The 12088-nt window shown below is 49.7% G+C and carries 10 protein-coding genes and 1 pseudogene; 2 read left to right on the top strand and 9 right to left on the bottom strand.

Features of this window, described 5'->3' with window-relative positions; all coding sequences use genetic code 11:
- Positions 1-210 precede the first annotated feature (210 nt).
- Both F7P81_RS11535 and F7P81_RS11530 read left to right on the top strand, forming a co-directional pair.
- Complete coding sequence (locus F7P81_RS11535) at positions 211-1590, top strand: serine hydrolase (RefSeq protein WP_151159615.1); 1380 nt, start codon at positions 211-213, stop codon at positions 1588-1590.
- A gap of 21 nt (positions 1591-1611) precedes the next feature.
- Complete coding sequence (locus F7P81_RS11530; protein ID WP_151159614.1) at positions 1612-2274, top strand: NAD(P)-dependent oxidoreductase; 663 nt, start codon at positions 1612-1614, stop codon at positions 2272-2274.
- A gap of 311 nt (positions 2275-2585) precedes the next feature.
- Here the strand turns inward: F7P81_RS11530 and F7P81_RS17280 are convergent.
- From F7P81_RS17280 to F7P81_RS11485, 9 genes and pseudogenes are all read right to left on the bottom strand, one after another.
- Positions 2586-2741: pseudogene (locus tag F7P81_RS17280) on the bottom strand (transposase); the annotation flags it as partial.
- Between the two features lie 65 nt (positions 2742-2806).
- Positions 2807-3655, bottom strand: a complete 849-nt coding sequence (locus tag F7P81_RS11520; protein WP_151159613.1) for a hypothetical protein — start codon at positions 3653-3655, stop codon at positions 2807-2809.
- A 52-nt stretch (positions 3656-3707) separates the two neighbouring features.
- Entirely contained in the window at positions 3708-3956 is a 249-nt protein-coding gene (locus F7P81_RS11515; protein ID WP_151159612.1) for an acyl carrier protein, read from the bottom strand.
- A 31-nt stretch (positions 3957-3987) separates the two neighbouring features.
- Complete coding sequence (locus F7P81_RS11510) at positions 3988-5535, bottom strand: AMP-binding protein (RefSeq protein ID WP_170265264.1); 1548 nt, start codon at positions 5533-5535, stop codon at positions 3988-3990.
- 409 nt (positions 5536-5944) lie between these two features.
- A complete protein-coding gene (locus F7P81_RS11505) occupies positions 5945-7615 on the bottom strand; it encodes a formate--tetrahydrofolate ligase (protein WP_151159610.1) in 1671 nt (556 codons plus the stop codon).
- A gap of 227 nt (positions 7616-7842) precedes the next feature.
- Complete coding sequence (locus F7P81_RS11500) at positions 7843-8706, bottom strand: ABC transporter permease (protein ID WP_116088257.1); 864 nt, start codon at positions 8704-8706, stop codon at positions 7843-7845.
- Positions 8703-9584, bottom strand: coding sequence for an ABC transporter permease (locus tag F7P81_RS11495; RefSeq protein WP_151159609.1), 882 nt, complete (start codon positions 9582-9584; stop codon positions 8703-8705). Before F7P81_RS11495 ends, F7P81_RS11500 begins: the two co-directional genes overlap by 4 nt.
- On the bottom strand, positions 9577-10656 hold the full coding sequence (locus tag F7P81_RS11490) for an ABC transporter ATP-binding protein (RefSeq protein WP_151159608.1): 1080 nt from the start codon (positions 10654-10656) through the stop codon (positions 9577-9579). Before F7P81_RS11490 ends, F7P81_RS11495 begins: the two co-directional genes overlap by 8 nt.
- Before the next feature lie 117 nt (positions 10657-10773).
- Entirely contained in the window at positions 10774-11925 is a 1152-nt protein-coding gene (locus tag F7P81_RS11485) for an extracellular solute-binding protein (protein WP_151159607.1), read from the bottom strand.
- Between the last annotated feature and the right edge of the window lie 163 nt (positions 11926-12088).

Raw genomic sequence — 12088 nt, 5'->3', positions numbered from 1 at the left:
CAGCCCTGTGAAAAACATCTTCTATAAGGCCAATTTGGGTAAATTCCCCACCATATCTTCGCAGTTTTATTCCAGATTTGAACACTAGGAGCATTTCACAGTCAAGTTGGATCAACTTGACGCCCGTGATAATGCGACCAAATTAAAGAATCTAGAGCGAGCACTATGATCCAATCTGGACGTAAACCGCTCTAGTGACTGGAGATAAATATGAAGCGCGTTCTGTCTGCATTTATGGCCACAGCTCTGATGCTGGTGCCGGTCTTTGCTGAAGAAGTGACACTGCCTTCTGATGATGACGTTAAGAAAATTCTGACTGACCGAATTGATGGAAGTCAGACCGGCATTGTTGTTGCCTTGATCGAAAATGGCAGATCCCGCTTTGTATCACATGGTCAGTTTGGCCGTAATGATCCACGACAGGTGAACGAGAATACTCTGTTTGAAGCCGGTTCGATTACCAAGGTCTTCACCAATCTGTTGCTGGCGCAACTGGTGCTGGACGGTCGGATTGATCTCAACGCCCCGATTGCCAATTATCTGCCTGCAAATACTGTTCTGCCGACCTATAAGGGCAGAGCAATTACAGCGTTTGATCTTGCCACGCACACATCCGGTTTGCCAAGCCTGCCGGATGATCTGATGACGGCGGATATAAATAACCCCTATACCGGCTATGGCAGTCAGGGTCTTTTCGATTGGCTGGCGACATATCGTCTGAACCGGTCGATTGGTAAGGATTTTTCCTATTCCAATGCCGGTACCGCTTTGCTGGGGCTGGCGATTACCCATATTGATGGCCGCTCTTATACCCGGATGGTGCAGCAGGAAATTCTTGATCCGCTGGGCATGAAACAAAGCGTGCTGGCTTTGACCGGTAATACGCAACCGGATATGGCAACAGGTCATGGGCGGGGCGGGGAACCGGTGAGTCATTGGGATTTTGATGCATTTGCACCGGCTGGTGCGCTCATCACTTCGGCCAGTGATCTTGCCAGATTCATAGCTGCAGCTTCAGGACAAACGGAAACCCCGCTTAAACCTGCCTTTGCTTTGCTCACGGAACATAGCCGACCGGCTGGCGGGAAAGCGCGTAAGATTGGTCTTGGTCCGGTCATTTCCAAACTCGCCCGCCGTACGATTGTCTGGCACAATGGCCGGACAGGCGGCTTTGAAAGTTTCGCCGGTTTCGACCGTGAGAATGGCAATGGCGTTATTGTCTTGTCCAATCGCCTGAGCATTACGGGTATTGATGATATCGGCGCTCATTTGCTGGACGCGCGGCAAGAACTGCTGCCCCAGCCTCCGATACGCATTGCTGTTGCGATTGATACCGCAAAACTGCCCGCTTATGTCGGCCAGTATCTGCTCGCCCCCGGTGCGATTATGAGCATAACCGAAGAAAAGGGGCAGTTATTTTTGCAACTGACCGGTCAGCAGCGTTTTGCAGCCTATCCGGAGAGCGATACGAAATTCTTTCTGCGCGAAGTTGATGCACAAATCAGTTTCACTGTGGAAGACGGAAAAGCCACAAAGCTGACCCTGCATCAGAACGGGCGCAACATGCCGGCTTTGCGTGTTGGGGACTGAAGTCAGGATGAATAATAAGCTATGAAGAGCAGCTCTGTTTCAAAACCGGAAAAGCTTCGGGTGTTTATTTTGGGAGCTTCGGGCAAAGTAGGCTCAATACTCGTTCAGCGATGTGTTGCGCGTGGTCACAAAGTGACAGCGCAGACACGGGATGCCGGCAAACTTGTCGCGGGTTTCAATCTTGATATAGCCGTCGGAGCGCCTGCGGATAAAGCATTTTTAGAGCAAAATATTACCGGTCATGATGCCGTGGTTGTATGTCTTGGTGTTGATCACACCGGAAGAACGACGCTTTTTTCTGATGTGACCAGAGAGCTTGTGGATGTGATGCAAGCTGCAGGAGTGAACCGGCTTGTTGTAATAACGGGGATTGGCGCAGGAGATACCAAAGGTCATGGCGGATGGTTTTATAATTATCTCATTTATCCGTTCATTACCCGTCATCAATATGCAGATAAAGACATTCAGGAAGCGATAATCGGGCAAAGCAGCCTCGATTGGACAATCATTCGTCCGGCACCTTTCAGCTCCCGCACGACTAAAAAACCATTACATATTTTGACCCGGACACCGCGCAATGTGCAGCTTCGGTTCATAACAGTTGAAGAGGTTGCCGCTTTTATTCTGGATAGTTTGGAAAACAGGACATTTGTCCGGCAAATGCCGTTTATTGGGCATAATTAATTTCTGATTGTTTGCCGTTTTCATCTATAGATTTACCGTTACGTACTTCTGAAAGCATAATCAAAACTGTAGTTTTGAGTGATGTTTTCCGGAGGGTGGCAATGGGTCTGGAAGTCTCAAAAAAATACAATATCGATGAGGTTCTGGAGGAGATGATCTGGATACCGGGCGGAACTTTTGTGATGGGATCAGACGATCACTAGAGCATTTCACAGTCAAGTTGGCTGAATTACTTCCGGCTTGAAGCCGGAAGGTTCAAGAGAGGACTGCAGTCCTTAGCAGGGTTCCGGCTAAAGCCGGTACAAGCGGGCTTAATCCAATGTGATATTATGATAATTGTCGGTTTTATGGGCATCGACGTGGTTATCGATATAGTTATTAATGATATCCTCGGTGACATTGCCGGCTGTCGACGAAAAATAGCCGCGGCCCCAGAACTTGCAGCCCCAATAGCGTTTTCGAATGACGGGAAACTCTTGCTATATTTTACGCGAGGCGCGGCCTTTCACGGCACGCACGAAATCGGAGACAACTACAAAATGAACACGAGTTCAGTATAGGTATGATCGATTGCACTATTCAGTCTTGGCAGTGTTGACTGAACAGGCGCAGATCTCTTGCGCAACGAACATCCCCACAGATCAGGCTTTTTGATTACATCCATCTCAAGGAAAAAATAGCCGCGCAACATCAGATATCGGGCAAGCGTGCCAAGACTATCGTAAATCAATGACCGGTCTTTCACCAGAATAACTCTGGCACTGCGAAGACTGCCCCTTTTCTTAGGCTTTAAAATAACAGGATGACGTTCACCATTCACTTCGACCATGAGAACCAGACAACCCAGACTGATGTGATCGCTGAGTATTTGTGCTGTGTCTTCTGAAAAATTTTCTGACGCCAGCGGGTCATAAGCCTGTATTGATGCTCCGTTAGAAGGACGAAAAGCTGCAATCGTCAACGGCACGACGAGTGTAGCAATGGCAGATGTTGAAAAGCCCAAATGCGTATTGATTTTTCGCATCGTGGCAATCGCTGTAACATCAACATAATCAATATCAGCGACCGATATGATACGTCGCAGAAACAGGGCTGCCATCCATTGATAGTCCGGCTTGAGGTAGAATGCCGCCAGATTGGCCGCTGCGACAGGCTTTTGCTCATAGACCGAGCGAACCAACGGAATTGTCAGGCAGATGCCGATATCACCATTTTTGTTGAAAGCGATATAGCCGATTGTCGAGTGACCAAGCTTTTCTGCATGATTAAATATGTCAAGCAGATTTGCCTTCCAGGTCGCAGCCGTGCGCTTATGAAAACCTTCATTCAGAAGTTCTGAGGCGTAATCCAGCTGGTCAATGGTTAAAGGGCGCAGCTTCATCGTTCAATCTTAAAAAGCAGGGGAAACGGGTATGTTAAATGAACGAAAGCGCTCAGCTTTTCCGCGTCATTAAATAGCTCTCAAGCGACTGAAGGCTGTCTATATGATTGATATCAAAGTCTTCATCGGCGAGATCAATATCAAAATCTGTTTCTAACTGCGTCAGGATCTGAACCGCAGCAAGAGAATCCAGCAATCCGGAAGAAAATAGCGGCTGATCTTCTGCAATCTGATGAATATTATAGCCCGAAAGAATGCCGGTAATATGCTCTTTAATATTTTGAATATCCAAGGCAGACATTTTAATTTCCGTATTTAATTGCAGGAAAAGATTACATTTGTTCAAGGAGTTGTTTGCGGTCAACTTTGCCGTTGATATTCACGGGGAGCGCATCCCGTATGTGAATATTTTCCGGCACCATATAGCGGGGCAGATTTTTGAGCAGCGCAGATTTTATCTCGTTTTCTTTTAGCGGGCTGGTGCAGAACGCAACCAATCCCTGAACGGAATTCTCGATAACCGGCCAGGCGATAACGGCAACCATTTCGCTTTGTGCCGCATGTCTGAGATGTGCTTCAACTTCTTCCAGCTCAATGCGGTTACCCTTGAGCTTGATCTGGTTATCCGTGCGGCCAAGATGGTGATAAATACCGTTGTCATCACACATCCCCAAGTCTCCGGTCAGATACCAACGCTGGCCTTCAATCTCACGAAAACGGTCTGTTTGGCTGGTATTGGCATAAGTGAAATAGCCTTCAGCGAGCTGGGGGCCACAGAGCGCAATTTCACCAATCTGCCCGTTTGGAAGAGGGCGCTGCTGAGCGTCAAGAACCGCAACTTGCATGGACGGATAAGGTGTGCCGATCGCAATAATATCACGGCCGGGGGTTATGACCGGATCAGACTGCACCCGATAACGCAGGCAGATGACTGTTCCTTCGGTCGGACCGTAAATATTATCAATCATGCTGTCAGGCGCTGCTTTTGACCATGCCTCAACAGTTGCGACCGGCAGAGGTTCCCCGCAGAAAATGGATGAGCGGAGTGTCGGCAAACTATCCGGTTTGAGAGCCCCGCTTTTGCGCATCATCGCTGCCAGAGTGGGGACAGACATCCAGACTGTAATAGAACGCTCACGGATAAAGCGGCTTGGTGCCAGCATCTCCAGTGACGAGAGAATATGCAGTGACGCACCCGCATCAACACATAAAAAAAGATTATGGACGCTTAAATCAAAAGTCACATCGCATGTTTCGGCAAGCCTGTCCTGAGGGGTCAGCTGTGTCCAAAGTTTGGCCTGCTCAATATAACTTTCAAGCGCTCCGGCTGAGATCATAACGCCTTTCGGCAGTCCCGTCGTACCGGAAGTGAAGATAATATAGGCCAGATCTTGTTTGCTGACGAAGGCAGGCTCCGGAAGTTGAGCCGCTTTAAGACCGGAGAATGCAGTGATGTTTTGTGCGGGGCGGGCAGGGATAATATCTTCATCACTTGGTACAATAATCATATCCGGAGCGGCGCTTAAAGCCGCCGGAGTGAGCAGGGCAAGCCCTTGCTTGTCCACAATGAGCGCGTCCAACTGCAATGCTTCGAGCAGTTGCACTATTCTGTGCTCTGTCCATTTCAGATTAAGCGGCACATAAGTAGCGCCTGCATAACCAGCTGCAAGAATACCTGCATAGGCTTCTGGACTTTTTGTGCCGAGGATGCCAACTTTCTTGAGATTGTTTCTCTGAGAAATAAAACCAGCCAGATTGATGACCATGGTGCGCATTTCACCATAGGTTAAATCTGCCGACCTGTCAGAATAGAACAGGTTTTCACTGTATTTATCACAGGTTTCTATAAATTTGAGAGATATATTGTAGTTCTCAGACATCCTCATATCTCTCTTAAATACAGTTGAATATAATTTTGAACGTGACGCCGAGTGCAGACTCCCGGCTTTGAAATGTGCTGCGATTGCGTAAGTTTTATGCGGGATACAAGCTGTCTGTGTGTATTGTGTCTGCTCTTTTTCCGGTTTTAACGAAGGTCAAATTGCCCCCTGTCCGATTGAGCAAGGGCTCCGGATTTTTGAATAAATTGAGCTGACATAAACAAAATATCGAAGAGCAGAATGGCCTGGCTGGCGCATAGGGTTTTATCAGGGAAACTGCTTGGAATAAAAATTATGTAATAAATAGGTTTGTTATCGGATACCATAATGTGTGATATCTGACTTATAGTTTTCAACGCCTGCCGGTGCGTTTACACAGGCAGGCGTTGAATTTTATGCAGGCAAAGATTTAGAATAATCCCTGAATTTCATTATTGTGATTAAGCCCGATATGTTCTGCAGCCGGTGTTCTCGGCAGGCCAGGCATGGTCATAATATTCCCGCAAATAGCGACAATAAAACCGGCTCCGGCAGAGAGTTTGACTTCACGGACAGGAACGATATGGCCTGAAGGTGCGCCTAAAGCGGTCGGATCAACGGAAAAGCTATACTGCGTTTTCGCCATGCAGACAGGCAAATGCCCAAACCCGTCGCGCTCCCATTGCTCAAGCTGTTTCAGAACTGCCGGTTCTGCTCTGGCCTGTTCTGCACCATAGATTTCGCGCGCTACTGTCTGGATTTTCTCCCACAGAGGAAGGTTGTCCTCATAAAGCAGCTGCAACTCGGCATCATTATTATCGGCAAGTTTTGCAACTTCATAGGCGAGGTCTTCTGCACCCGCACCGCCTTCTGACCAATGCCGGCAGAGAATAGCTTTAACACCGGCCTCGTTGCAAACATCATTAAGTACAGCGATTTCTTCATGCGTGTCGGTAGCGAAATGGTTGATCGCGACCACGACCGGCAGGCCAAATTTTTGGACATTGCGGATATGCCGGATGAGATTGCTTGAGCCTTTTTTTAATGCTTCTGCATTGCCGCTGCCAAGCTCACTTTTTGGCACGCCGCCATTCATTTTCAATGCACGGATTGTTGCGACAACAACAACGGCATCAGGGCTCAGTCCGGCTTTGCGGCATTTGATATTGAAAAACTTTTCAGCACCAAGATCAGCGCCAAAACCAGCCTCGGTCACCACATAATCACCAAGTGCCAGCGCTGTTTTCGTCGCGATAACACTGTTGCAACCATGCGCAATATTGGCAAATGGCCCGCCGTGAATAAGCACGGGATTATTTTCAATTGTCTGCACCAAATTTGGTTGCAATGCATCTTTCAGCAGCGCCGTCATAGCCCCGTCGGCCTTCAAATCTGCGGCCGTAATCGGTTGTTTATCAAGATTATAACCGACAATAATCCGCGCCAGACGTGCTTTCAGATCAGTCAGATCCTCCGCAAGGCAGAGGATCGCCATAACCTCGGAAGCAACCGAAATATCAAATCCGGATTCGCGCGGATAACCGTTGGAAGGGCCGCCGAGTGCAATGGTTATATCCCGCAAAGCGCGGTCATTCATATCAACCACGCGCCGCCAGCTGATACGACGTGTATCAAATCTTAAGCTGTTACCCCAATGGATATGGTTGTCGATCATTGCGGCGAGCAGATTATTAGCACTGCTGATTGCGTGAAAATCGCCGGTAAAATGAAGATTAATATCTTCCATCGGAATGACTTGTGATTTTCCGCCCCCTGCCGCGCCGCCTTTCATGCCAAAATTTGGCCCGAGGCTTGGCTCACGCAGACAAATGACCGCTTTCTTGCCGATTTTGTTCAGTGCATCGCCCAGCCCTACAGAGGTTGTGGTTTTGCCTTCTCCGGCTGGTGTCGGATTGATCGAAGTGACCAGAATAAGCTTGCCCTTGCGGCCGGATTTAAGCCTGTTCACCACATTATGGGTCAGTTTTGCTTTATCATGGCCATAAGGCAGCAGATCATCAGACCCGAGATTCAGTTTCGCGGCAATTTCAATGATCGGGCGCTTTTGGGCTGCGCGGGCAATCTCAATATCAGAATACATTGAACACTCCGCCGGTAAAATAGCTTTTATTGTTCATAACTGATCCCTGTCTGTTTTGAAAACCGCGCTCTTCCGCGTTTCTATCGCATCACAGGTTTTATGGATAGTCCCGGTTTTTCTGCAACCTTGTTTGGTTTCTGTTCAGAGACGGAAAGCACTGAACAGATTATGGAAAGTAAGAGCAGGGGACGCAGCATATTTTTTGAACCACGCCCCGTATCAACAGCCTATGAGCGTTTTCTGCGACGGGCGATCTCCCAGCCGATTGCACCACCAATCGTCAGTATCATCATCGTTAAGCCGAGAGCATTAACAGCAGGTGTAAGACCTGCACGGACTTTGGCGGCGATAAAGATGGTGAGGGGCGTTTCAGTACCGCGCACGAACAGGGTTGTGTTGTAATTCTCAAAGGATTGTAGAAACGCGATACATGACGCTGCCAGCAATGACGGACGCAGATAGGGCAGCAGAATGCGGCGGAACACATAGGCGCGGGAAGCACCGAGACTGAGCGCGGCATCTTCCATCGTGCGGTCAAAGCGCTGCAACCGTGCGGCAATCATCAGCATCACAAACGAAATAATGAAACTGGATTGTGCAAGAATGGTCAAGAAAAGACCGCCGCTGATCCCTGTTTTGCGCCAGAACAGCAATGTGGCAATACCGATCACCACACCGGGTGTGAGCAGGGGCGACACCATCAAAGCATAGAGAAAATTACGCGAACGCCCGTGCAGGCTGGTCAGAATAAGAGCGGCCGCAGTACCTACCGGCAAGGAAATCGCGATTACACCTGCGGCAATCAGCAGGGATTTGCCCAATGCAGTCCACATTTGCGTATCTTTGAACATGGCATCCACCCATTGAAGGGTGGTGCCAAGCCATGGCGTAATTGTGGGAAAGCTGCTGCTGTTAAAGGTTGCGGCTGCAAGAATACCAAGCGGCAACATCAGATAGGTGAAAAATAACAGCATATAGAGCGCAAAACCAATGCGCGGCAGCCTGTCGCTGAGGCGTTGCAGCCATGTCGGCTGATAAAAACGCTGATTGTAACTTGCGGCCTGACCCGAAATAGACTGAACATTACTCATTTGACGGCACTCGCAAGATTAACGCGGAACAGGCGCAGCGTGCCCAGCACCACAAACATACATAGAACCAGCAAAGTGACAGCATAGGCCGCACCGCGGTTCCAGTTGCCGCTTTCAAAGAACCAGTCATAGATCAGCTGGGTAAACCAACGACTACCCGGTGCACCCAGAAGGGCCGGTGCCATATAACTGCCTGCAGACAGCATGAATGTGAAGACACAACCTGTTGCAATACCAACTTTGGCATGGGGCAGGACAATGCGGCGATGGATGCGCCATGCACTTGCCCCCATATCATGCGCAGCATCAATCTGGGCATGGTCGAGCGTGCTGATCAAATTATACATCGGGAACAGCATAAACAGCAGATAGGCATAGGCCATACCGGCCAGCACACCGCCGTCACCATACCAACGCACCGGCTCATCCAGCAGACCGAGGTTCAGCAGGATCGCGTTCAGCGGGCCTTCAAAAGCCAGAATGATAAACCATGCCAGCCCGCGCAGCACTTCATTCATCATATAAGGGATCATGAGAATAACGAGCACAAAGGCGGTTTTGCGCATGCTGGCAACCTGCGCCAGCCAATAGGCCAGCGGATAGCACAGCACAAAAGTGGTCAGGGTCACAAAAGCGCTCGACCAGATTGTTTTCAGAAAGATAGCGCTGTGGCTGCGGTGGTTCCACAAATAGAGAAAATTATCAGCGGAATAGACGTCTTTTTCTCCGCCCAGTTGTGAGGGCGGCAGGTTAGGGCGCAGCGCAAAATCCAGCATGGTCAGATTAGGGATTAGCACCAGACACAGCAGCCAGAACGTAACAATAGCGATGAAAATTGTGCCGAGTGTTTTGCCGAAGCGTTGATAGATCTCAGTCATGTGCCAGCACCACCGCGTCTTGTTTGGAAAAGCCGGTTGTAAAGCTGCTGCCGATTTCAGGCACCTGATGCAGTTTCTTATGCGGTATGGTGACCTGCATATTCAGAGGTGACTGCTCATGGTGCAGAACCGTGTGGGCAGTGGCAAAAGAACCTTCAAAATCAAAGCGTTTTGAGACAACGGTGAGCTTGTTATCTTCTTCAGCGGCGTCCAAAGTCAGCGCTTCTGGGCGCACATAGAGGCGTGCTTTCTGGTTGCGCTGCAAGACTGCACCACGGCGGCCGATAAAACGGCCATGGATACCTTCCAGCACAACAAAATCGTCAAAAGTATCAACCACAGTACCGGAGACAATATTATTCTCGCCCACGAATTCAGCGACAAATGAGGTCGCAGGCTTGGTGTAAAGATCGATCGGTGCGCCGACCTGCTGCAACCGGCCGGCATTCATCACCGCAATGCGGTCAGACATGGCAAGGGCTTCAGACTGGTCATGGGTGATGTAAATGAAAGTCACGCCGGTACGTTTTTGCAATTCACGAAGCTCGGCACGCATATGCTGGCGCAGCTTCAGATCAAGCGCGGACAACGGCTCATCCAGCAGCAATACCTGCGGCTCAATAGCCAGAGCGCGGGCAATGGCGACACGCTGACGCTGCCCGCCCGATAATTCATGCGGCATACGATCACCGTAGCCGGGCAGAGCAATCAGCTCCAGAAGGCGGTCTGCTTCACGGCGGCGCTGCGCTTTGCTGACACAGCGCACTTCAAGACCAAAGGCGATATTTTCCCAGACCGGCATCAGCGGAAATAATGCAAGAGACTGAAAGATCATCGCAGTCGGGCGGCGATTGGCCGGAACATGGGTCATATCCTGACCATTAATTAAGATTTTGCCGGAACTCGGCTGTAAAAAGCCCGAGACCATACGCAGCAGGGTCGTTTTTCCGCAGCCGGAAGGCCCCAGAATGGAAAAAAACTCACCGGAGCGAACATCCAGAGACATTGATTTAACAGCGGTCGTGGCTGCAAATCGCATCTCGACATTCTGAAGGCTGACTGCGTTTGTCATAGGGAATTCTCATTTTTAAATGACGCCGGTTTGCAGTTTTAAGTGCAAACCGGCGTTTTGGCAGAAGGCGGGGGGAGGTTTTCACAGATACAGGCAAAACCGTATCTGTTATCCGGTTTATGCGCCGAGGAACTGATCCTGATATTCAGAGCGCAGTTCGACAAACCAGCTTTCCTGAATTGGCCACCACCACAGCTTGTCCAGTGCATCTTTAGGATAGGCAGCGGCAAAGAATGCTTTGTCAGCTTCCGGCAGCAGCGCTTCTGCGCCCTTAGCAGTGGTGTTAACCTTGGCATGGCTTGCATACATCGCACCGGCTTCCGGTGTGAGCATCCAGTTCATAAAGGCATAGGCCTGATCGATATTCTCGGCGCCGACCGGCAATGAGACACCTTCCATCCATGCCAGTGCGCCTTCTTTCGGCGAGATATAGCTGACCGGCTGTCCCTGTTCTTTCAAACCGGCCGCAGTTGAATCCCATGTCTGACCGATGATGCAACCATTGGTGAGGAAAGCGCCCTGTGCTTCATTCTGGTTTGCCCAGAACTGAGCAATATTACCTTTACGGGCAATCGCTTCTTTAAGGATCACATCATAATTGGCGCGCATCGCTTCTTCGCTGGCAAAGCTTTCCAGCAGCGGGCGTGGCAGTTTGCCTTCAGCTTCCAGCCACAGGCCGAGACCAACGAGTGCGGAATGGCCGCGAACAGTGGCTTTACCAGCCATTTCCGGCTTCCATAGGTCGCTATAAGATGCTTCACCATAAACAAGCGGCGATTTTTCCGTGTTGAAAGCAATTGCTTCCGTGCCCCAATCTGTCGGTACCTGATAGCGCTTGCCATCAACAACCGCGCCGAGTTTTTCAGAGCTCTTCAAAGCGCTGTCGATGCAACGATCCCATTCCACTTTGCTCTCATCAATCGGTGCGATGAGCGAGGCTTCAACATAATTCGGTACGCGGTCAAGCGCCGGCCAGATGACATCAAAACCCTGACCCTGATTGACTTTCATCAGGTTGAGAATTTCATCATTGGTGCCATAAGCGGTGTAGGTAGCTTTGATGCCTGTGGCTTTTTCAAAAGCAGCAAGCATTTCCGGCGAGACATAACCGGCCCAGGCCGCAATACGCAGGTTACCGGAGGAGGACAGAGCATCACCGGCACGCAGAACAAACGGCATGCTCAGGGCAGTGGCGGCTGTACCACGCAGAAATGTGCGGCGGCTGAGCGGGAATGCAGTGCGGGTGGATGTCTTATTGTCAAAGGCCATCAGGCGCTCTCCTGTTCAAGATGAATTTCATCTCATCGGGTTATTTGAGCAGGCACCTAACAGCGGCAGATAACAGGTCAGTGACAGTTTCTTGTGATTTTTTTAAAACTATTTGAACATTTTATGATGCTTGGTTCCGGTGATGTTAGTTTTGTTGATTGTT

The organism is Pseudochrobactrum saccharolyticum, assembly GCF_008801715.1.
Classification (GTDB): domain Bacteria; phylum Pseudomonadota; class Alphaproteobacteria; order Rhizobiales; family Rhizobiaceae; genus Pseudochrobactrum; species Pseudochrobactrum saccharolyticum.
Note: the sequence above shows the minus strand (reverse complement) of the source record. Positions and strands in the feature narration are given on the sequence as shown.

Coding starts and splice junctions, on each gene's coding strand:
- F7P81_RS11490 (WP_151159608.1), bottom strand. CDS start 10,656: ATGACAAACGCAGTCAGCCTTCAGAATGTCGAGATGCGATTTGCAGCC.
- F7P81_RS11485 (WP_151159607.1), bottom strand. CDS start 11,925: ATGGCCTTTGACAATAAGACATCCACCCGCACTGCATTCCCGCTCAGC.
- F7P81_RS11520 (WP_151159613.1), bottom strand. CDS start 3,655: ATGAAGCTGCGCCCTTTAACCATTGACCAGCTGGATTACGCCTCAGAA.
- F7P81_RS11535 (WP_151159615.1), top strand. CDS start 211: ATGAAGCGCGTTCTGTCTGCATTTATGGCCACAGCTCTGATGCTGGTG.
- F7P81_RS11500 (WP_116088257.1), bottom strand. CDS start 8,706: ATGAGTAATGTTCAGTCTATTTCGGGTCAGGCCGCAAGTTACAATCAG.
- F7P81_RS11505 (WP_151159610.1), bottom strand. CDS start 7,615: ATGTATTCTGATATTGAGATTGCCCGCGCAGCCCAAAAGCGCCCGATC.
- F7P81_RS11515 (WP_151159612.1), bottom strand. CDS start 3,956: ATGTCTGCCTTGGATATTCAAAATATTAAAGAGCATATTACCGGCATT.
- F7P81_RS11530 (WP_151159614.1), top strand. CDS start 1,612: ATGAAGAGCAGCTCTGTTTCAAAACCGGAAAAGCTTCGGGTGTTTATT.
- F7P81_RS11495 (WP_151159609.1), bottom strand. CDS start 9,584: ATGACTGAGATCTATCAACGCTTCGGCAAAACACTCGGCACAATTTTC.
- F7P81_RS11510 (WP_170265264.1), bottom strand. CDS start 5,535: ATGTCTGAGAACTACAATATATCTCTCAAATTTATAGAAACCTGTGAT.